Consider the following 23,038-nt stretch of genomic DNA (forward strand, 5'->3'; position numbering starts at 1 on the left):
CTGAAGATTCTGCCATGATTTTTTGCAATCCTGAAAAAACCTGTAAAACTTCTATTTATGCTATCTTTTTATACCAGATATACAGCAAAAGTGACAAAATAGCTGCCGTGGTACCGCGAAAACCATAAATACTCTGCTCTGTCTGCATCTCAGTTTTGGCATCCGCAACATTGATTTGATTTTTATTACTCACTGCGAAGGGCATCAATCGGATTAAGATTAGCTGCCTTTACAGATGGGAGAAGTCCGAAGATCAGTCCGATCAGCATGGAAAATACCACAGAACCGATAATAGCCGGTACACTGATAGCCGTTGGTGCCCCTGAGACCTGAGCCACCACCCTGGATAGTATGATTCCGAGAACAACTCCTATAATTCCTCCAATACTGGTCAGTACTGAAGCCTCAGTCAGAAATTGCCCCAGGATAATATTCTTTCTTGCTCCGATAGCCTTTTTCAGACCGATCTCACTGGTACGTTCTGTGACAGATACCAGCATGATATTCATAACACCGATACCACCTACAAGAAGAGAGATACTTGCGATCCAGATCAGCTGCTGATTGGTACTCTCACTGAGCTTCTGCAGGTTCTTGACCTTCTCCATGATATCCTCTGCCTTGTATTTGAAATTCGTCTTATTCTGTTCATTCTGGATTCCTGTATTCAGCACATCCTCTGCTGCTTTGCCCACGGCACTCATATTATCTGTGCTGTCTGCACGGACGATCACATTCTGAGGCTGATCAAACTTAAATGCGATCGGCCAGGTAGCATCCGGAATCATCACGCTTCCCATGATCGTCTGGGAATATTCCTCATACTCGGAAAGTGTGTTGATCTTAGGCATACTGTCCTCACTCTGGGTAATCACTCCTACAATAACATATGGCTCTGAACCAACCTCGATGGTTTTTCCTACAGGATTCTCACTTCCGAAAATATTCTGTGCGGCATTGGAATCTACAAGAGCAACTTTGCGGTAGCTGTCATAATCCTTCTGCACAAACCCCCTTCCGGACTGAACCATATAACTCATGGTTTTAAGATAATTCCGGTCAATTCCGTATACCGTTCCTCCCTGAAAGCTTGTGTTCATATAATAAACGCTTGCAGACTGGCTGCTGTAATAAAATGTAGAGCTGATCACATGATCCAGATCTCCGATAGCTGCTTTCTGGGAATTGGAAATTACCGGGGGCGTAGAACTGTTTCCGTAGGACCCGTAATCCATATCATAGGTGCTGTCTCCATCATAAAGAAGAACCTGTACCGTATTATTTCCGGAACCTATCAGATCTTCTTTAATCTGTTCACTGGTTCCTTTAATCGTAGACACAATTGCAATAATTGATGCAATACCAATAATAATACCAAGCATGGTCAGAAAGGATCTCATCTTATGTGACCATATTCCCTGAAAAGCCAGGCGTATATTTTCAAACATGAAATTTCTCCTTCCTGTTATTCGTTGTACATATCATCCAGCGATACTTCTTTTGTCCGGACACCTTCCTGTACAGTATCCCCGTAAGGAAATGCCAGAAGATCATCCGATTTCAGACCAGATGTTACAACTGCATAGTAGCCACTGTTTACAATACTTCCAACCGTAACCTGCTGTTTCTTTAAAGTTCCGTTATTATCTTTATAAACATAGCTGTTTCCATGTTCTGTCCGGATAAAAACTTTCATCACAACAAGGCTTCCTTTTGCAAGTTTATTAGACTGCAGAGTTATAGTCACATAATCCTGATCTGTAAACTGCAGGGACTGATCTGTGATCTCCGCATTAAATGTATAGTAAGATACATTAGGATTGGAATCTCCTCCATAATAAAAATTGTTGGAGGAATCCACCGGATAATCCGATACATTCAAAACCCTGGCCTCAAAGCTTCCGGAATTATAACTGGTGCACTGAAGAAGTGCACCCTCCTGCATCTGATCCCTCATCAGCTCGCTGACTGTGCCGGTCACATAGAATCCATCCTTACTCTTTACTTTAAGAAAAGCATCTCCATTGTAAGAACCGGTTGCCTCATCGCCAATATATGCAACTGTTCCATCCAGCTTACTTGTCACAAGTTTGTTCTTTACCTTATTTTCAAGTTTGGTGATATTCAGATTATTTTCTTCAATATCAAGCTTCAGACTTGATATCTTATTCTTCTGAATCTTGATGGCATCCTCTCTTGACATGGCACTACCATCTGTACTGTCATCTCCGTCTCCTCCATCACCCGGAATATCATCATCACCGGAATTCTTATCATACTTTGATGCTCCATCCAATGTAAATTCTGTCTCTGCATACATATAAACAGGTTTTTCCAGAAGGCTTCCATCAATAAGATAATATCCTGTACAGGATACTTTCCTGTCATTAAAATCTGCAATGGTGTCATTCTCATGGAATTCCAGCTGGAACCAGCTTCCGCCTTCCTGTACTACCTTTGTTCCATCTTCACTGTAGCCGGCCATACGGTTAAAGAAAGATCCCATAACTGTAACTTTGCCTTTGGCACTGCTTACCAGAAAAACATATGGATCTTCCTCTGTACCTGTTCCTGTAAAAGGCTCTGATTTATAATCCAGTTTCTGGTAAAACTGCGGTTCTCCATCTGTAATTCCAGGAATCTCAGGTTCTGTGAAATCCGGATTCGGAAGCTCATTTGGTTCTAAGGTAGGTGTCGGTGTAGGCGATACTGTCGGCGTATCATCCGTTCCGGAATTCCAGTCTGCGCCTCCATCTGTAAAATCGCCGGCTGAAGGATCCTGGAAAGAAGGTCCGGCAGTGGCATCATCAGAAGCATCTGTAACATTGCCTGAATTCTGACTGCTTTCACTTTCTGAAGCTCCGGAGGATATGTCCTGTGAAATGTCTTCTGCATCCTGAGATGAATCTTCCCCGGACGAATCTTCTGTAAATTCTGAAGTTGCTTTTGCCTGTGATGTTTCCGCTGCCTGCACAGCTGTATCAGATGGTTCTGTAAATACACTGAGAAGCAAAGGCTGTGCTGCAGAAGCCAGATAATTTCCGTCTGCCGCCGATGGGACTGATCCGGTTATGGACTGCATAGAATCATCTGCGCTTCCATCAGAACCTTGATTTGAAGTACTCATTTCACTATCGCCACCTGTGTTTCCACTTACAGAATCCGGTCCCGTATCATCTGTACTGTCTGTGTTATCCTCGATAGGGCCTCCGTTCTGAAGACTTACGAGCCGTTTCTGTGCTCTGGCAAGATCCTGCTCCTGTTTCTGCAGTTTCAGTTTCGCAATATTCAGTTCCATCTCCACAAGTGTCATATCAAAGGAGATCAGGTTATCACCTTTTTTTACATCGTCCCCCTGTGAAACATAGATCTTATCAATGATCATATCCTTATCCATGTTTATATTCTGGGTAACATTGGTAGTAATGGTTCCGTCCAAAGTTGTTTCAGAATACCAGTCTGTCTGAAGATTGCTGACACTTGTTACCGGTACTTCTGTTACCTTGGATTCTTTTACATGTCTCAAGCCTGTGTAGATTCCTCCCGAAGCAAGTGCCACGATCAGCACACCTACAATGACTCTCTTCACAATTTTCATGTTATCACCTCTTTTCCTGCAGCTCACCGTCACGGATGGTAACAACTCTCTTGGCATGTGCTGCGATCTCAGGGTCATGGGTGATCATTAATACAGAAACTCCCTCATCATTCAGTTTCTGAAAAAGTTCCATAACCTGTGCTCCGGACTTCGTATCCAGTGCACCGGTAGGCTCATCGGCCAGCAGCAGCTTCGGATTGTTCACAATAGCTCTTGCAATGGCAACCCTCTGCATCTGTCCTCCTGATAACTGGTTCGGCTTGAAATTCACTCGTTCTGCAAGTCCAACTCGTTCCAGTGCCTTCAATGCACGTTCCCTGCGTTCTTTTTTGGGAACTTTCGCGTAATTCAGAGGCAGTTCCACATTGGTAAGTGCACTCTGCCTTGGAAGAAGATGAAAACTCTGAAACACAAAACCGATCGTCTTAAGGCGGAGATCTGACATCTCATTCTCAGAACATTTGGCAATATCTTCCCCATTCAGAAGGAAAGTACCTTTGGTCGGCTTATCCAAACATCCGATAATATTCATCAGTGTGGTCTTTCCGGAACCGGACGGTCCCATGATCGCCACATATTCCCCTTCTTCCATGGAAAAATTCACATCCTTCAGTACAGGAACTGTCATTTTTCCCTGCTGGTAATCTTTATATATTCCTTTTAAGTCTAAAATCATTCTGTCGGTGCTCCTTCCATCGGAACAAGATCATCTTCAGAAGAAATTTCGCCGGTCATATCTTCCATATCGCTGTCGGACATTCCTTCTTCGATCATCTCCGGCTCTGCTCCATCACTTTCCATATCTCCATAATCTGCCTCAGAACCGTCTTCGTAATCTGCATCATCTCCGGTATCATACATAGCTGCAGTAGTCTGATCTGTAGTACCCTCTATCACAGACATTCCTTCTTTCAGAGTTTCTGTCGGGAATGCAATTTTGTCTTTCTCTGTAAGACCATCTGCAATTTCATATTCTGCAAGATTCTCATCGTACTGTCCCAGTACAACACTCCTCTTCTCCAGTTTATTATTATCTCCTGCAACCCACACATACGGACTGTCTGTATCTGCATCAACAATAAAATAATCATTCAGCCAGATACCGATCTTTTCCTCATCCTGGCCTTCATCTGCTTCGATATAAACATGCTGTCCAAGCATTAGTCCGTCAGAAGAATCCAGATTCACATAAAAAGGATATGTACTGGATGAAGTCTGGTCATCACCGGAACTGGAATAGCCAGACATCGCTGCATCGGTACTGTTATTTGTGCTTGAATTATCCATATCAACTGCTCCCATGGTTCCTTTCCATGTTTTGGAAGAATCTACCCTGGAACGGATGATCACAGGTGTTCCTTCAATAATGGAATCTCTGTTTATCTCATTTACTGTTCCCTTTACACGATAAGCACCTGTACTCAGGATCGTGATAAAAGCATTGCCGGAACTGTCCCCGGAACCGGAATCAGAAGAAGCATCTCCCTCTGTAAGGGTGTCATTCACTCCATCTGAATCGTCTCCTCCCATCTTGGATGTATCAATCTTCTGGATCACGCCATCGATCTCACTGCGGACCTCTGTGTTCTGAGTTGCCTGGGAAAGCTTCTCGATCTCGGCCTGTTTACTCTTCTGATCGTACTCATTCTTTTTGAGATTCATTTTCTGTGTTTCGATCTCTATTGTATAGGAAAGCTGGTTATCTGCTGTGGCTTTCTTTTTCTCGGCTTCCAGGGTCGTGATCTGGTCAGAAATACTCAAAGACTCATTCTTCAGACGATCCAGTGCCAGCTGTGCCTCCTGAAGACTTTGCTGGATGCTGCCAAGATCATACTGAAAAAGAAGCTGTCCTTTCTTCACTTCCTCACCTGTTTTTACCTGTACTTCTTTTACCTTTCGGCCGCTCTCGATCTTTACCTGTACAGTCTCCTGTGGTTCTACTACACCGGCATATCGGTTCTCAACACCGGAATCTGCTTCTGAAAGCTTGCTTATTTTTGTTACATATACGGTATCACTGCCACTTGCAGATCCCGTATGATGAGTATAATAATACCAGCCTCCGGCTCCAATGCCAGCTGCCAGTATGAGAATCCCAAGGGCTGTTAAAATGCGTTTTTTCATATCTGTCCTCTTTTCTCAGCACAATGCTGAAACTACAAGTTGCTTAAAACATCATATCAGATTAAGGCCAAAAAGAAAAGTCTTTGCAAAAAACGATGCAGATTTCACAATTTTTTCACTTTTTTTTCATAAAAATCGTATATTTTTAATGGATTTTTGACTTTTTATGCGATATCTGATAAAATAGGATGTAAATTTTTTTGAAAGGAACGAACGATATGAAGACAGTGAAATACCTGCTGGCTTTCTTTTTTGTTTTTCTGGCAGTTTCCGTATGCGGCTGCTCCCATTCAGCAAAAACATCCGCTGAGAAAGCCATCGAAAAGGATCTGGATCTTCTTAAAAATCTGGATCCCGCTACAACCATGAAATACATATCGTATCAGGAACTGTTTCCGGATTCTGATGATAACACAGAACTTTCTGATGATATTAAGGAAGTTTTTACTCTTTTTTTCCGGAATTTCGATTACAAAATTCTGGATCTTTCTGTTGACCAGGACCAGAAAACTGCCTTTGCCCATATACAGCTTACCACTCTGAATGCTGAAACACTTGCAAAAGATTTTGTTTCCGCAAGCCTTCAGAATGAAATACTACAAGCTGCTTCCGGCGAAAAAATCACTGACAGCAATGAGAATTCCATGGAACAACGATATCTGCTTCTCCACAGCCTCCTAGAGGAACAGACCTACGATACTGTGGATCGCAATGTTTCCATTCAGCTGATCAACCATGGTTCTTCCACAGAACCGGACTGGGAGATCACGCACAGTTATTCTCTTGAAAATGACCTGGTCGGCGGTCTTATCGCTTATCTGTCCGATCCGGATCTTGTCTCGCCTGATAAAACTCTTGATGTCTATCTGAAAACTCTCCAGGAAATGGATGTACAGCAGATGTCCAATTATCTTGGACTGGATTCGATCCTGAACACTTCGGATTCTGCAAAAAATGCCATTGCTTCTGCCCTTATGGAGCAGTTTCATTCCTGCTTTGACTACAAAATATCAAATACTTCTGTTTCCGGATACAGTGCCAGAGTTAATGCAGAGCTTACCACTTTTGACAGTGATTCCATTCTCTCTCAGTATGAAAAAGAGCTGAATACCTATCTGGATTCTGCTGATGCAGTGATCGATGGATCACAGAAACGGTACAATAAGTCCCATGAGCTTCTTCTTGACAGTATCAAAAACAATGAAGCTACCATAACAGCTACTGCTACTTTCCATCTGACGAATGACGGGGCTTCCTGGAAACTGGAAGATGCCGGCACAGAGCTTGGAAATGCAATCTTTGGAACACTGACTGCTTCACCGGTTCCGGAGGATGCAACTGGAGATGCCGATTCTGAGGAGGCTTCTGATACAGATAATTCAGAGGAAAATACCGAAGATACCTCTTCTGAAGATGATAATCAGGATAACACTTCTGATAATTCTGACGAAATTGAATAAAATGATTCGATAATATTTAACCGAATCAAGTAAATCCCTTGCTTCAATCACAAATATCCGCTTGACTATCATAAAAAAACTCCTGTAGGATTCCGCGCCTTTCTTCTTTTTGAAAAGGCACCGTCCATACGGGAGTTTTCTGATTTTTTATAATACTCACTATTCTTTTTATACCCCAGAGATAATCTTGATAAAAAGCAGTGCAAGCACTACAAGAATGATCGGCCGGATGATCCGGCTTCCGTTCTTCATGACCATACCGGCTCCTGTATAATGTCCTGCAATGGAAAATACAGAAGCGGCGATTCCAAGAGTGATCATGATTTTTCCACTTAAAAGAAACACCACAAGAGCTGCCACGTTGGAAGAGAGATTGGTAAGCTTCATCGTACCGGAAGCTTTTGCCACGCTCATCTTCGCTGCCCCTGTATACAGAAGCAGCAGAAATGTACCTGTTCCAGGCCCATAAAATCCATCGTAACATCCCACAGCAAGAGAGCAGATGGCACAGATTAAAATCTGTTTCTTTCTGGCGATCTCACCGCCCTGCTCATCCATATTCTTCTTTCGAAGTACATAAAAAGCCACGATCGGAAGAACAGGAATCAGCATATATCTTAAAAGCTTATCACTTGCTACAAGTGCCAGATGTGCCCCTATGGTAGATCCCAGAAGAGCCATAGGAATACAGGGGATCACCAGTACCCAGTCCACAAAATTGTTTTTGCACAGGCGGATCGTAGAGATCAGCGTTCCGGTCGCAGAAGAAAGCTTATTGGTTGCAACTGCATTATGTATGGGAACTCCGGACAAAAGATAAGCAGGCAGGGAGATAAGTCCTCCCCCACCTGCTACAGCATCTACAAATCCGGCAAGAAATACAAGTGGACAAACGATCAGAAATGTATAGATTGTCGGCTGCATGATAAATTATTCTTCCTCTTTTTCTTCCTTCTCAGGCTCAAGATCAAGTCCCAGCTCATGAAGCTGTGCCTCACTTACCTGGCTTGGTGACTGAGTCATCAGGCAGGAAGCATCCTTAACCTTCGGGAATGCGATAACGTCACGAATAGTATCTGCTTTTGCCATGAGCATAACAAGTCTGTCAAGACCGTATGCCAGTCCTGCGTGAGGAGGAACTCCGTATTTAAACGCATCCAGAAGGAATCCGAACTGCTCATGTGCAGCTTCTTTTGTGAAACCAAGTGCCTCAAACATTCTCTCCTGAATATCATCCTGGTGAATACGTACACTACCGCCACCGATCTCATTTCCATTGAGAACGATATCGTATGCTTTTGCACGAACCTTACCCGGATCTGTGTCGAGAAGCGGCAGATCCTCTTCCATAAGCATGGTGAACGGATGATGCATAGCTGTGAAACGGTTTTCCTCCTCGCTCCACTCAAGAAGCGGGAATTCTGTTACCCATACGAAACGGTATTCGTTCTTGTCAAGAAGGTTCATCTGTTTTGCAAGCTCAAGACGAAGTGCTCCCAGTACATCGTATACAAGTTTAGTCTTGTCTGCTGCGAAAAGAAGCAGATCTCCCGGCTTACCATCCATAGCTTTTACAAGGGCATCCATTTCTTCGTCCTTCATGAATTTGGCAAAGGAAGATTTTCTGGTTCCGTCTTCTGCAATGGCAATGTATGCAAGACCTTTTGCACCATATCCTCTTACAAATTCAACAAGTTTGTCAATTTTCTTTCTCGGCATGCCTCCCTGGCCTTCTGCGTTAATACCACGAACGCTTCCGCCGTTTTCGAGAGCACCTGTGAATACACCGAAACCGCAGTCTTTAACGATATCGCTGACATCATGAAGTTCCATACCGAAACGCATATCCGGCTTATCAGAACCGAAACGGTCCATAGCCTCCTGCCATGTGATTCTCTGGATTGGAAGCTTCACATCGATATCCAGAACCTCTTTGAACAGGAATGCAAGATATCTCTCATTTACATCAATAACATCGTCAACATCTACAAAAGAAAGCTCCATATCGATCTGTGTGAACTCCGGCTGACGGTCAGCACGAAGATCCTCATCGCGGAAACATCTTGCGATCTGGATGTAACGGTCAAATCCGGAGCACATCAGAAGCTGCTTGTACAGCTGCGGAGACTGAGGAAGACCATAGAAGCTTCCCGGATGAACACGGGATGGTACCAGATAGTCTCTGGCTCCCTCAGGAGTACTCTTTCCAAGCATTGGTGTCTCAATCTCAAGGAATCCTTCTTTTGTAAAGAACTGTCTTGTAAGCTGGGCAACCTTGCTCTTCATCATGATATTTCTCTGAAGGTCCGGTCTTCTTAAGTCAAGATAACGATATTTAAGACGGATCTCATCCTTTGTCTTGCTGTTCTCCTCAATCGGAAATGGCGGCACATCTGCCTCAGCAAGTACACGGAGAGCTTTTACACGAAGCTCGATCTCACCTGTTGCAAGATTCTCGTTTACTGCTCCTCCACGTTTCTCTACTGTACCTGTTACAGCAATAACAAACTCACTACGGAGTTTACCAGCTTTTGTAAAACCTTCCTCGTCAATGCTGCCATTCTCAAAAATCAGCTGCATGATTCCGGAACGGTCACGAAGGTCTACAAATACAAGGCCTCCTTTATTTCTGGCTTTTGCCACCCATCCCATTAATGTTACTTCTTTTCCGACCATCTCTGTGGTCACTTCTGCACATCGGCAGGTTCTGTGCAGTCCCTGCATGCTTTCAGCCATCTCTTTATCCTCCTCTGCCTATTTTTCATAGTCATTTTAATTTACTCAGCCATCTCCGTTTTCAGGCGGGGTAGCTTCAGTCTCTGTTGAAAAATTCTACATACTCTGTATAACCGTCTGCTGCCAGCTGATCCTTCTGGAACTTTTTGTTCTTTTTCATAATAGAGATATTGATCTGTGTACCGGCACTTCTCTCCTCTGTTGCCTGTTTCAGAATATTCAGAAGCTTATCTGCCGGCATGTTTTTCTCGATCAGGTATGCTTTTTTACCGTTCTTGGTCGGGATTTCATAGCCTCTCTCAAGAAGCAGCATAACGATTCTCTCAAATCCAATAGAGAAACCGCAGGCACAGGTATTATTTCCTGTAAATTTACCGATCATCTCATCATAACGTCCGCCGCCGCCAACGCTTCCGCCGAACTCATCCATAGAGATTTCAAAGATCGGACCTGTGTAATAGGACATTCCACGTACCAGTGTCGGATCAAAGGACATCCTGAAGTCTGCTGTTTTTACAGATTCTACTGTATTGATGATAGTCTCAAGATCCTCTGCGATACCTGAATCCAGAACATCGGAAAGTTTCTCTTTAATGTAGCGAACGCCCTCAATATCATTGGTGATCTCACGGAAAAGTCCAAGATAAGTATCAATGCTCTCTTTTGCAAAGCCCTCCTTCTCAAGCTCCTCTGCTACACCCTCGATGCCGATCTTGTCCATCTTGTCAAGGATGATGAATACAGTGTCAAAGCTCTCTGCCGGGAATCCACTGTACTGAGCCATTGCTTTCAGAATCCTTCTGTCATTGATACGAATGGTAAAATTGTGGAAATCCAATTTTCCAAGAAGTGTTGTAGTTGCAAGTACAAGCTCGATCTCAGCCAAGTAAGTCGGCTCACCCAGGATATCGATATCGCACTGCATAAACTGACGGAAACGACCTCTCTGCGGGCGGTCTGCTCTCCATACATTTCCCATCTGAAGTGCCTTGAACGGAGCAGGAAGCTCATTGGCATTGTTGGAATAATATCTGGAAAGCGGTACAGTCAGATCATAACGGAGACCAGAATCAGTCAGATCGTTCTCACATGTTGCTGTATCCAGTTTCAGTTTCTCGCCTCTCTTCATGATTTTGAAGATCAGCTTCTCATTTTCTCCACCCTGCTTGCTGCAAAGATTCTCAATATGTTCTACACAAGGAGTTTCAATTGCGGAAAATCCAAATGTTCCGTAAGTCTCTCTGATCATGTTCATTACATAGTTACGGATTGCCATTTCCTTCGGTAAAATGTCCTTCATTCCTGTAACCGGTTTCTTTTTTAATGCCATATTTTCCTCCTTTATGAATCACCCTCTGAAATGCAAGAAATACCTGCATATCAAAGTTTTTAATCTCATCGATCATAAGCCTTAAGACCTCATCGTTCTCAAGAGCTTTCCTGTATGGTCTGTCAGAACTTAGTGCTGCATATACGTCACATACCCGCAAGATTCTGGCTCCCAGGGGAATGCTTATTCCTGACCTGTTGCTTGGATAACCGCTGCCGTCAAAATTCTCATGATGATAAAGAATACTCTCAAGCACATAATCTGAATATCCCTGATCTTTCAGAATCTCATAGCTCAATGTAGAATGCATGCGGACATATTTCAGCTCCTCTATCACCATTGGATTCTGCTCCTGCCCGTTAATATAGCCTTCCAGCTTCAGTTTTCCGATGTCATGCAGCATTCCGGCTATCGCCAGCTGGTAACACTCTTCCTCTGGGCGTCCAAGCTCTTTCGCCACATCGTATGCCAGATTACTGACAACAGCCCCGTGTTTCAGTTCTGCGGAAAGATCCATTTCCAGGATCCGATCCTGCGTATTATTATTTATCTTCTGTACGCTTTTCAAGGATCCGTCTCTCCTTTCGATCTACAGCCATTTCGCAATGCCCTGGCGTTTTCTCTCGATCATCTCATCTATACGCGAAATGTAATTGGTAACATCTTTTACATTCTCCACACGCTCGATCCGCTGTCCGTGATCAAACACAAGCTTAGAGGAACCACCTGCCCCCAGTGCGATGATCGGCTGCTTTTCCTCCATAATCAGTATATTGTAAATCCCCGCTTTGTCAACCTCAGAATAACCGACGTTTTCAAAATTTCCCTTCATATTCTTCTGTCTGTACAGATAATATGGACCCATTCCCATCTCATAGGCAGTTTTCATGGTCAGGTTCATGATCTCCTGGTTGTTTTCAAAGGTCATTTCCTGGTATCTGTCACGGAAAATATTCAGCCTTGCCGCACGCTTCACTGCAAGGGAATGTACAGTCAGACTGTCCGGCCTGAGGGCTTTTACCTCATCCAGTGTATGCTGGACTTTTGTGATATCTTCTCCCGGAAGTCCTACGATCAGATCCATATTGATATTGTCAAAGCCAGCTTCTCTTGCCATATAAAAAGCATTTTTTGTCTGCTCTACTGTATGGCGTCTGCCAATAATATCCAGAGTTTCCTGATTCATAGTCTGAGGATTTACGGAAATCCTTGTAACCGGAAATTCCCTGATTGCCTGGAGCTTCTCTAAAGTGATACTGTCCGGCCTTCCTGCCTCAACAGTAAACTCCTCCAGCTCTTCACACGGAAAATATTCCGTGATAGCAGAAAGAAGTCTTCTAAGCTGATCAGGTTCCAGCGTAGTCGGGGTTCCACCGCCAATATAGACAGTGTCTAATTTTCTGTTTTTCATCATCTGGGAAACTGCCTGGATTTCTTTGATCAGGGCATCCAGATAGTCCTCTACATATTTACGCCATCTCTCCAGCGGATAGGAGCTGAAAGAACAGTACAGACATATACTTGGACAAAAAGGAATTCCCACATAAAGACTGTAGCCATTTTCATAATCAATATTCTTCAGAATGTCCCTCTCACGGTTCGCAATGGTAACTGCAAGTGCTGTTTTCTCCGGGCTTACCAGATACTGTTCTCTCATATATCTGGCAATCTCCGTATTCTTCATCCCTGATTCCAGCATACCCATAGCCATCTTTACCGGACGGATACCTGTAAGATTTCCCCATGGAAGTGTCTTTCCTGTAACCCTGGAAAGCATCTGATACAGAGCATATTTAATAGCGTCTTTATTTTTTCTGCGGGTATCATCGCAAGAAATAAGGGCATCCGAAGCTTCTCCACTGGATTGCCCTTCTATCACAGCCCCATGAGCTGCCTGTTTATCAATTCCGTTATCGTAACTGATGGTATAGCCTTCCTCGTCACGTGAAACCCGGAAGCGGATATCATAATCCGCTCCATCCTCCTCATAAAGAGAAATGATCTCATTTCCGGGATAAAACGCTTTGATCAGCTCATACACATCATGTTCAAAATCTCTGTTCTGAAACAAAATGCCAATTTTATACAAATGGATTATACCTCTTTTCATAACCGATCGTTGTAGATGCTTCGTGCCCTGGGAAAACTTCAGTTTCCTCCGGCAGTGTATCCACAAGTTTGTGAAGGCTTCTTACGATCTCAGCAGAACTTCCGCCAGGGAAATCCGTTCTGCCTACAGAACCGCAAAACAAAGTATCTCCGCTGAAAAGAACGCCTTCATCTTCTATATAATAACAGCAGCTTCCCTTGGTATGTCCCGGTGTGTGGAACATTTTAACAGAAAATCCAGCTGCCTCAAAAACCTCTCCGTCATCCAGCAGCACATCTGCCCTGATGGAACATGCTTTCCGGTAAACCGTCATATTCAGGGACGGATCCCCAAGCATAGCCTCTTCCTGTCTGCAGGCATAAACAGGAACCTGATACTTCGCCTTTACTTCCTCCACTGCCATGATATGGTCAAAGTGGCCATGTGTCAGAAGAATCCCCACAGGTTTCCCCTGCATAATGTCTACCTTCCGGAAAATTTTTTCTGCATAATCACCAGGATCAACAATAAGCATCTCCCCTGTTTCTTTATTCTTCAGAAAATAACAGTTGGTAAATACCTGGCCCAGCACACACTGCTGCATTTCAAGCTTACTCATAAAATTTCCTCCGTTTGTCGGGTCAGCCCGTTGCTCTCTCCACATCGATAACGCTCTCAACCTGACGGATCTTTTCGATCAGGGAATTCAGTTCCTGTTTGCTACATACATTAAATGACATAGAGATCGTTGCACGTTCCTGTCTGTTGGTACGGCTGTTGATGGAACGAAGATCGATCTTCCTCTCTGTAAAGATCTTGGAAATATCAACCAGAAGTCCTGTACGGTTATTGGCATAAACATTAATCTCTGCCTCATACTTTTCAGAATCTGATCTATCCGGCATCTGCCACTCAGCCTCAATGAGACGCTTACGGTCGATCTCCGGCATATTAAGCACATTCACACAGTCTGTACGGTGAATGGTGATTCCTCTTCCTCTTGTGACAAAGCCTACAATCTCATCGCCTGGAATCGGGCTGCAGCATTTGGAAAAGCGTACTGCCACATCGTGGATGCCTTTTACCACAATACCGCTCTTGTTCTTGGCAATGTGAAGCTTCTCCTGTGATTCAGAAGCCGCTTCCAGAACCTGCTCGTCTGTAAGATTCTTCTTATGCTCTCTCTCATAGGCTTCCACAAGTTTATTGAACACCTGTCCTTCTTTCAGGCCACCGTGTCCGATAGCTGCCAGAACAGAATCCCAGTCACGGAAACCATATTTATGCATTACAGATTCCATATACTGTGGTTTCGTATAAAGACCTGGTTTAAATCCTTTCGTCTTGGCATACTGGTTCAGCATATCCTTGCCCTTCAGGATATTATCTTCTTTCAGTTCTTTCTTAAACCACTGGTTGATCTTGTTTTTGGCCTGTGTGCTCTTTACGATCTTCAGCCAGTCACGGCTCGGCCCCTGTGAATTCTGGGATGTGATAATTTCAATACGGTCACCGTTTTTGATCTTATATTCGATAGGAACAAGTTTACCATTAACTCTGGCACCTACCATCTTGTTTCCTACTGCACTGTGCACGCTGTATGCGAAATCGATAGGTGTGGAACCATTTGGAAGAGTTTTTACATCACCCTGCGGAGTAAAACAGTAAACACTGTCTGCAAAAAGATCCAGATCATTCTTCAGAAGGCTCATGAACTCCCTGTTATCAGACATGTCCCGCTGCCACTCCAGAATCTGGCGTAGCCAGTTCAGCTTCTCTTCCTCACTCTTACCCGGTTTCTTGCCATCAGATGTTTCTTTATATTTCCAGTGGGCTGCAATACCATATTCCGCTGTTTTATGCATCTCAAAAGTACGGATCTGGATCTCAAAAGGCTGTCCGTTAGGGCCGATCAGAGTTGTATGCAGAGACTGATACATGTTAGCTTTCGGCATTGCGATATAATCTTTAAATCTGCCGGGGATCGGCTTATACATCTCATGAATGACACCAAGTGCAGCGTAACAGTCCTTCACGGTGTCCACTATAATACGCACTGCAAAAAGGTCATAAATCTGGTCAATGGTCTTGTCCTGGTTGACCATTTTCTTATAGATGCTGAAGAAATGCTTCACACGGCCGTCAACCTGGGCCTTGATGTTGGCATCCTCCATGTGCTTCTTTACCTGTTTCACAATAGCGTTGACAAATTCTTCTCGGGCACTCTTACGGAGAGCAACTTTTTCTACAAGGTCATAATAGACATCCGGTTTCAGATATTTAAGGGAAAGATCATCCAGTTCCACCTTGATCTTGGAAATACCAAGTCGCATGGCGATCGGGGCATAGATATCCATGGTCTCCCTTGCCTTCTCCTGCTGTTTCTCCGGACGCATATACTGCAAGGTACGCATATTATGAAGACGGTCTGCAAGCTTGATAAGGATAACTCTGATATCCTTGGCCATGGCCAGGAACATCTTTCTCAAGTTCTCAGCTTGAACCTCTACCTTATCCTTGGAATAGGACAGCTGTCCCAGCTTGGTAACACCATCTACAAGAAGAGCAACTTCGGAACCGAATTCCTTCTCCACTTCTTCATAAGTCATCCAGGTATCTTCCACTGCATCATGAAGAAGACCTGCCACAATGGTCTCCTTATCCAGCTCAAGATCTGCCAAGATGATTGCCACACAGAGAGGATGAATGATATAAGGCTCACCGGATTTACGCTTCTGATCCTTATGCGCCTCACTGGCCACTTTATAAGCCTTTTCGATCATGGAAATATCTGCAGACGGATGATACTTCCTTACACTCTTTATCAGTTCTTCATAGAGAACCTCCGGACTTGTAAAGTCATGCATGGATTTTACCGCCGCATCTGCCTTTTTGACAGATTCCAGTTTTTCTTTTTCTTCTTCTTTCTGTATTCCAATGTTCTGTTTTTCTGTATTCTTCATCTCCGCCATTAAATCCCACCTGCCTGTGCACAATTTCCTGTTACTGCTCACTTCATGTCCAGCAACGCCACACTGCTGCGATCACACAACAGCCCACATCCCTTTCCAGCTGACAGAAAAATATTATTTTCCGTCATAACGGATCACAGATGCTACATCATAACCTTTCAGACGTTCACGTCCCTTAAGTCCTGCAAGCTCCATGAGAAAAACAACCTTTACCACAACACCACCAAGCTCCTCTACAAGCTTAATGGCTGCTTCTACGCTTCCACCGGTTGCAATAAGATCATCAATGATAACTACTTTCTGTCCTGGCTTGATGGAATCCTTGTGCATCTCGATCGTTGCACTTCCGTATTCCAGATCGTAAGTTCTGGAAACTGTCTCACATGGAAGTTTTCCTGCCTTGCGGACCAGAACAAATGGTTTATGAAGATTGTATGCGATCGGCATGCCAAAAATAAAGCCTCTGGACTCGAGTCCAGTGATCACATCAAAATCAACATCTTTCAGACAATCCTGCATGGAATCAATAGCAAGCTGTAATCCATCTGCATCCTGGATAACACTGGTAACATCACGGAAAATAATCCCTGGCTCTGGAAAGTCCGGGATACTTCTTACATATTCTTCTATTTTTTTCATAATAACCTCCAATGGCGTAATTTGTCAATCAGATGATAGATAGTATAGCACTTTTTCTGTAGGGAATCAATGTGCAACCCGACAGAACTCGCATGAATACGACAGATTATTGGCTGCATATTGACCAGTACGCAGCTTTTCTCTGTAATTTTTACCTCTTGTTTGTCAAGTAGCTATTCGCAATCCGCTTTGCTATGCAGCTCTGCATCAAATAACTACTCCTCCGTTATTTGGTTAAAATATTTATTCTGCAAGATAATTGCGTATCACGATCTGCAGGTTTTCTCTTCCCTGATACCGATTGATCTCCGGATAATAAGTAACTGAAATAATGTTGCTTCCCTTTACCGCATTTATAAATTCGTCGGCTTCACCAAAATATACAGCTTCCATCACACAGCCCGTATGATCAGACAGCTGCAGCTTCGCCACATTTCTATTTTTACCAAGAATACGGCTGCTTAAAACCCTAAGTCCTTTCTGAGCAAAAAGTGGCCTGGTATTGCCTTTTCCAAAAGGTTCCAGAAGAGATATCTCTTCTACAAGTTCCCTATTAATATAGGAAACCGGCATGGGCACATCTATAAGGATCTTTGGCCTCAGATCTTTTTCTGTCAATGTACAGTTTTCATTTAAACGTTTTCGGAACTCTTCCACATTTTCTTCTTTTATGGAAAGTCCTGCTGCCATAGGATGACCTCCATACTGTTCCATAAGATCATCGCATTTTACCAGCTCATCAAACATGGAGTAGCTTTCTATGGAACGACCGCTGCCCTTTACCATGGTCTCTCCTTTTGTCAAAATAAAGACCGGTTTATTGTACTTTTCCCGGATACGTCCGGCAATGATCCCCGCCAGACTTTCATGACAGTCTGGCAAAAAGATCACAAGTACACGGTCCTGTCCGATTTCCGTCTCTTCTACAATGCGAATCGCTTCTTCTTTTCCCTCTTCTGTAAGAGCTTTACGGCTCTGGTTCAGCGCAGTCAGATCACCTGCAAGTTTCGCAGCTTCTTCCTCTGTCTCTGCACAGAGAAGCTTCAGAGAACGGGCTGCCGTATCCAGTCTTCCGCTGGCATTGATGCATGGTCCCAGCACAAATCCCACGTGATAAGCTGTGATCTCTCCGTCTTCCAGACCATTTGCACGAATCAATTCCCGTAAACCTTTATTAGATGTGTGGGAAAGCCTTTTCAGTCCTTCTTTTACAAGAATACGGTTTTCTCCCTGAAGATCCATTACATCTCCAACTGTTGCAATAGCTCCCAGTTCTATAAAATCTTCCAGTTCTCTCTCCGGGATCCCGCAGGCTTCATAGAGAGCTGTCACAAGCTTCAGTGCAACTACAGCACCGCAGAGTCTTTTTTCCGGGTATCTGCAGTCCGGCTGCTTTGGATTTACAATAATATCTGCAGGAGGAAAAATCAGCTCACGGCCGTTTTCCGTTTCTTTATATGGAATCTCATGATGGTCTGTTACGATCACTGTCATTCCTTTTTCTTTTGCCATCGCAATTTCATTATATGCTGCAATTCCATTGTCACAGGTAACGATCACATCAATTCCATCTGCAAGTGCCTTCTCGATCAGATGCTCGTGAATCCCGTATCCATCTGATACTCGGTCAGGAATATATGTATCTGCATATGCACCTACCCGTTTCAGTCCTTTAAGCAGGATAAATGTAGATATTACACCGTCAATATCATAATCTCCGATAATCCGGATCTGTTTTTTTTCTTTTATCTTATTTCGCAGAATCTCTACAGCTTCATCCACATCTTTCATAAGATGTGGAGAAGCCAGCTCCTCCACTGTTCCATGAAGATATCTGCGGATTTCTTCTTTGTCCTGTACATCGCGGTTCCGAATCAGCCTAGCGATCACAGGATCGATCCCGAATTCTTTTCCAATTGCTGTAAAATCTGCACGTTTTGCAGCAACAACCCATCGTTCCATGTTGTTTCCTCCTTGAACTGCTTTGCCGCTTTCATCTTGTCAAGCGACACAATAACGATATTGTAACTCATAAGCCAGTATACCTGCAAGTATAAAAACGTAAGAACGAATCGAACAGATCCTGTCCTCAGGACTTTTTTACGTTATTGGAACATTATGGAATGATTACCTGTAATAAAAAAACGTCCCGCAGGGAAAAATACTTCTTCCCCATACGAAACGTTTTTTTATCTTTTAACAGCTCTTATTCAGATTTTTCTTCCTCATTCTGCTGTTTTGCTGCTTCCTGCGCTGCAAGGCGGTCTGCAACTCTTTTACGATTTTTCTTCTTTGGCTGTTGCGGAGCTGCAGGCTGTCCGGACGGCTGTTTTGCCTTTTTCCCAGTGGAAGTCTGAGCGGATGCTGCTGCAGCTGCCGGTACGACAACGCGGTTCTTTCCGAAAGTCTTCATTGTATACCACAGTGCACCTGTAATGCATACAGAAGAATATGCTCCGCCGATGATACCTACCATCAGAGGTGCGGCAAACTCTTTAATGGAAGAAACTCCCATAACGTAAAGGATCGCAACCATAACGAAAGTTGTCAGGGATGTGTAAATGCTTCGTGTCAGAGTTTCTGTAACACTTGTGTTTACAATCTCTTTCAGTTTCTCATCTTCAACTTTCTTTCTGCCCTTCATGTTCTCACGGATACGGTCAAAGATAACGATCGTCGCATTGATGGAATAACCGACAATGGTCAGCATACAAGCAATAAATGTATTACCAACTGATGTTCTGGAAATAACATAGAACGCAAGTACAACCAGAACGTCATGAAGAAGTGCAAGTACCGCACTGCTTGCAAAACGGATATCTTTAAAACGGAACCAGATGTAAAGAAGCATAAAAATCGCAGCTACGATAACAGCTACAATGGCATCTCTTCTCATCTCATTGCTGACTGTGGCGGAAATATTCTCAGACGTGATAAGACTTGTATCTACATCAAAATTCTCCTCCAGAGCCTTGTTCAGTGCTTCACGCTCACTGAGATCCAGAGAACGTGTTTTGATCACTACCTGATTGGTTCCCTGAACTTTTGTCGGCTGTACATTCTTATCTCCTGTAACTGACTCAACAACCGGTGTTACCTCAGAATCAATCTCCTTGATATCCATCTCTTTGTTAAAGGTCACATTTGTGGATGTACCACCTGAGAACTCCAGACTGTAGTTCATGGCTTTATCACCGATCACATTGCTGTGGATCAGCATTCCCACAGGTCCGCAGAGGATCAGAATAACGGAAATAGTAAAGAAGATCTTTCTCTTTCCAATAAAATCCACAACCTTACGCTCTTTGGCAACGCCGTAAAATTTCGGATCACGGACACCTACTGCAAAGACTGCATTGATTACAAATCTAGATACGACCAGTGCTGTGAACATGGAGATCACAATACCCATAGCCAGTGTGTAGGCAAATCCCTTAACAGAGCCGGAACCCAGCCACATCAGAACGCAGGCTGCAATCAGTGTTGTGATGTTTCCGTCAAAAATAGCGGAGAACGCTTTACTGAATCCACTCTTAATCGCTGCATGAACGGAAAGTCCTGCTGCAATCTCTTCCCTGATTCTGGCATAGATGATAACGTTGGCATCCACTGCCATACCAATGCCCAGTATGATACCTGCAATGCCCGGAAGCGTAAGGGTGATATCAAAGGCATTCAGTGTGATCAGCATTAATGTAGTATAAAGGATCAGAGCAACAGATGCTACAAGACCAGGGATACGATATGCAATGATCATGATCAGCATAACGATCACAAGACCGATAGCTCCTGCTTTTACGCTTGTTGCAATAGCCTCCTCACCAAGCTGCGCAGCTACTACACTGGAACGAAGCTCAGTAAGCTCAAGGCTTAAAGAACCGATTCGTATGTAAGATGCAAGATTCTGAGCTTCTTCTGTGCTGGACATTCCGGTAATCTGAGCTTTTCCTCCGGAAATCTCCTCATTGACATTCGGAGCACTCAAAATCTGGTTATCATATACGATCGCGATCTGCTTTCCCACATTAGCCTTGGTAGCTTCTGCGAATTTGGTTTTCCCATCTTTTGTAAGAGTCAGGCTGACTGCATATTTCTGGGTGCTTGTGGATGAATCCTGATAAGCTCCTCCCTCAGCATCTGCAACATCTGTACCTTCCAGCACAACAGAACCTGCTTTCTGGATGTCCTCAATGCTTCTTGCAAGGACATATCCGCTCTCGCTGTTTCCTGTTGTAAAGTTCTGATTTCCGTCTGCATCTGTCTGATCAATGAAATACAGGGAACCTGGTTTTCCAAGCTCTTCCAGGATCGCATTCGCGTCTGATACTCCCGGAATCTCAATAGTGATACGGTTGGAACCTTCCTGATACGCCTGTGCCTCAGTACTGTACTGAGAGACACGCTGCTGCATCTTGTAGACAGTATCGGACATGTCTTCCTTGCTCGGATTGCTGTCCTTAGCCTGGTATGTGATGCTGACACCGCCGGCAAGATCAAGTCCGGTATTGATGTTCTTAGCCGAACCTGTACCTGTAGGGCCAATGCCCACTGCAGCCACATAGCAGAAGAATACTGTGACGATCGCCGTCAGAAGCAGCACTGCAATTCCTCTACTTTTCTTCATTTTCTTTTTCCTCTCTTATTCCGCCAAAGCGGCTTTTATCATGATAGCGCACTCCACACGCTTCCTCTGGAGTTCGCATCCGATCTTATAATTCCCCTGGATATCTCCGCCGAAATGGTAGCCGTTTGCTGCACAGCCACCGCTGCAGTAGAATCTGGCAAAGCAGTCCTTGCAGTCCGGTTTCGTATAGACGTTGCATCTGCCGAAATCTTTTACGATCTCAGGTTTTGTGATTCCTTCGTCTACATTACCCATAAGGTACTGTTCCTCACCGACAAACTGGTGACATGGATAAAAATCCCCCCACGGTGTAACAGCCAAATACTCCGTTCCTGAGCCGCATCCGGAAAGACGTTTGTATACGCATGGACCACCGGTAAGGTCGATCATAAAATGGAAGAAGTTAAATCCCTTTCCCTCTTTCTCTCTCTTGATCATCTCTTTCGCAAGAATGTCGTACTGTTCCAGAATCTGAGGGATGTCCTCCTCGCGGATAGCATACTCTTCTGTATCTGCTGCTACAACAGGCTCAACAGAGATCTGTTTGAATCCAAGGTCAGCCAGATGCAGTACATCCTCGGAAAAATCAAGATTATGATGAGTAAAAGTTCCTCTTACATAATACTTGTCCTGATTTCTGGATTCTGCAAATTTCTTAAATTTGGGCATAATCAGGTCATAGCTGCCTGCACCTTTACGGAATGGACGCATGTAATCGTGAACTTCTTTTCTTCCGTCCACACTTAATACTACATTTCCCATCTCCTTATTGCAGAATTCCATTACCTCATCATTTAAAAGAACACCGTTGGTTGTCAGTGTAAAACGGAATTTTTTATTATGGAGCTTCTCCTGCTCTCTTCCGTATTTTACAAGATCTTTCACAACCTGCCAGTTCATAAGCGGCTCGCCGCCGAAGAAATCTACTTCCAGATTCTTTCTGGAACCGGAGTTTGCGATCAGGAAATCCAGTGCTTTCTTTCCTACTTCAAAAGACATCAGCGCACGTCTTCCGTGATACTCTCCCTCCTCTGCAAAACAGTAGCGACATGCCAAATTACAGTCGTGTGCGATATGAAGGCAGAGTGCCTTTACAACTGTCTGGCGGTTCCTGGTAAATTCATCAATAATATTCTCATAAATATCTTTTGTAAAAAGCATTCCCTGTTCCTGAAGCTTCTTACATTCAGTTACAGATGTTTCCACATCCTCTTTCTTAAAACGGTCGCCAAGCTTCTGTGCAATGACCTCCGTCTCCATGCCTTCCTCAAGATATGGCAGCACCTCATAGGTTACTTCATCTACAAGATGGATACAGCCGCTGTTGATGTCCAGCACGATATTATATCCATTACTCTGATAACGGTGAATCAGACTCATTTCCCGCAATCCTTTCTAAAAATCTTTTTATAACCCGACAAAACGCGCCCTCCGGCGCGTTTTGCTGGATACCTGTTACTTTCAGA

Annotated in this window: 16 protein-coding genes; 1 reads left to right on the forward strand and 15 read right to left on the reverse strand. The window is 43.9% G+C overall.

Annotation, left to right across the window (positions count from 1 at the left end; genetic code table 11):
• Window positions 1–185 precede the first annotated feature (185 nt).
• The 4 genes from HFM85_RS02260 to HFM85_RS02275 are packed head-to-tail and all read right to left on the reverse strand — an operon-like array spanning window position 186 to window position 5,722.
• A complete protein-coding gene (locus HFM85_RS02260) occupies window positions 186–1,448 on the reverse strand; it encodes an ABC transporter permease (protein WP_173737182.1) in 1,263 nt (420 codons plus the stop codon).
• Between the two features lie 17 nt (window positions 1,449–1,465).
• Window positions 1,466–3,598 (reverse strand): efflux RND transporter periplasmic adaptor subunit, encoded by a 2,133-nt coding sequence (locus HFM85_RS02265; protein ID WP_173737181.1) that lies wholly within the window; start codon window positions 3,596–3,598, stop codon window positions 1,466–1,468.
• Window positions 3,599–3,602: 4 nt separating this feature from the next.
• Window positions 3,603–4,274 carry an ABC transporter ATP-binding protein gene (locus HFM85_RS02270; protein ID WP_119240375.1) on the reverse strand — a complete coding sequence of 224 codons (672 nt, stop codon included), beginning with the start codon at window positions 4,272–4,274 and terminating at the stop codon, window positions 3,603–3,605.
• Window positions 4,271–5,722, reverse strand: a complete 1,452-nt coding sequence (locus HFM85_RS02275; RefSeq protein WP_173737180.1) for an efflux RND transporter periplasmic adaptor subunit — start codon at window positions 5,720–5,722, stop codon at window positions 4,271–4,273. The genes HFM85_RS02270 and HFM85_RS02275 overlap by 4 nt, the downstream gene beginning before the upstream one ends.
• 200 nt (window positions 5,723–5,922) lie before the next feature.
• On the opposite strand from HFM85_RS02275, the gene HFM85_RS02280 reads away from it, so the two are divergent.
• Window positions 5,923–7,182, forward strand: coding sequence for a hypothetical protein (locus tag HFM85_RS02280; RefSeq protein WP_243873790.1), 1,260 nt, complete (start codon window positions 5,923–5,925; stop codon window positions 7,180–7,182).
• Window positions 7,183–7,350: 168 nt separating this feature from the next.
• Here the strand turns inward: HFM85_RS02280 and HFM85_RS02285 are convergent, their stop codons facing one another.
• The 11 genes from HFM85_RS02285 to scfB form a co-directional block, all read right to left on the reverse strand.
• Window positions 7,351–8,106 (reverse strand): sulfite exporter TauE/SafE family protein, encoded by a 756-nt coding sequence (locus tag HFM85_RS02285; protein WP_173737179.1) that lies wholly within the window; start codon window positions 8,104–8,106, stop codon window positions 7,351–7,353.
• 6 nt (window positions 8,107–8,112) lie between these two features.
• A complete protein-coding gene (gene aspS, locus HFM85_RS02290) occupies window positions 8,113–9,918 on the reverse strand; it encodes an aspartate--tRNA ligase (RefSeq protein ID WP_173737178.1) in 1,806 nt (601 codons plus the stop codon).
• Between the two features lie 76 nt (window positions 9,919–9,994).
• Entirely contained in the window at window positions 9,995–11,248 is a 1,254-nt protein-coding gene (hisS, locus tag HFM85_RS02295; protein WP_173737177.1) for a histidine--tRNA ligase, read from the reverse strand.
• On the reverse strand, window positions 11,181–11,816 hold the full coding sequence (locus HFM85_RS02300) for an HD-GYP domain-containing protein (protein ID WP_243251688.1): 636 nt from the start codon (window positions 11,814–11,816) through the stop codon (window positions 11,181–11,183). Before HFM85_RS02300 ends, hisS begins: the two co-directional genes overlap by 68 nt.
• 21 nt (window positions 11,817–11,837) lie before the next feature.
• On the reverse strand, window positions 11,838–13,358 hold the full coding sequence (gene hemZ, locus HFM85_RS02305; RefSeq protein ID WP_173737176.1) for a coproporphyrinogen dehydrogenase HemZ: 1,521 nt from the start codon (window positions 13,356–13,358) through the stop codon (window positions 11,838–11,840).
• The gene (locus tag HFM85_RS02310) at window positions 13,330–13,956 is read right to left on the reverse strand and encodes an MBL fold metallo-hydrolase (RefSeq protein ID WP_173737175.1); all 627 of its coding nucleotides are present in this window, start codon (window positions 13,954–13,956) and stop codon (window positions 13,330–13,332) included. Before HFM85_RS02310 ends, hemZ begins: the two co-directional genes overlap by 29 nt.
• 22 nt (window positions 13,957–13,978) lie before the next feature.
• Window positions 13,979–16,309 carry a RelA/SpoT family protein gene (locus HFM85_RS02315; protein ID WP_173737174.1) on the reverse strand — a complete coding sequence of 777 codons (2,331 nt, stop codon included), beginning with the start codon at window positions 16,307–16,309 and terminating at the stop codon, window positions 13,979–13,981.
• A gap of 114 nt (window positions 16,310–16,423) precedes the next feature.
• The gene (locus tag HFM85_RS02320; protein ID WP_173737173.1) at window positions 16,424–16,948 is read right to left on the reverse strand and encodes an adenine phosphoribosyltransferase; all 525 of its coding nucleotides are present in this window, start codon (window positions 16,946–16,948) and stop codon (window positions 16,424–16,426) included.
• 243 nt (window positions 16,949–17,191) lie between these two features.
• Entirely contained in the window at window positions 17,192–18,910 is a 1,719-nt protein-coding gene (recJ, locus tag HFM85_RS02325) for a single-stranded-DNA-specific exonuclease RecJ (RefSeq protein ID WP_173737172.1), read from the reverse strand.
• Window positions 18,911–19,154: 244 nt separating this feature from the next.
• Window positions 19,155–21,572: a protein translocase subunit SecD gene (gene secD / locus HFM85_RS02330; protein ID WP_173737171.1), complete on the reverse strand. Its 2,418-nt coding sequence runs from the start codon at window positions 21,570–21,572 to the stop codon at window positions 19,155–19,157.
• 15 nt (window positions 21,573–21,587) lie between these two features.
• Window positions 21,588–22,952 carry a thioether cross-link-forming SCIFF peptide maturase gene (gene scfB, locus HFM85_RS02335; protein ID WP_173737170.1) on the reverse strand — a complete coding sequence of 455 codons (1,365 nt, stop codon included), beginning with the start codon at window positions 22,950–22,952 and terminating at the stop codon, window positions 21,588–21,590.
• Window positions 22,953–23,038 lie beyond the last annotated feature (86 nt).

This window comes from Blautia schinkii, from assembly GCF_013304825.1.
Lineage (GTDB): Bacteria > Bacillota > Clostridia > Lachnospirales > Lachnospiraceae > Blautia_A > Blautia_A schinkii_B.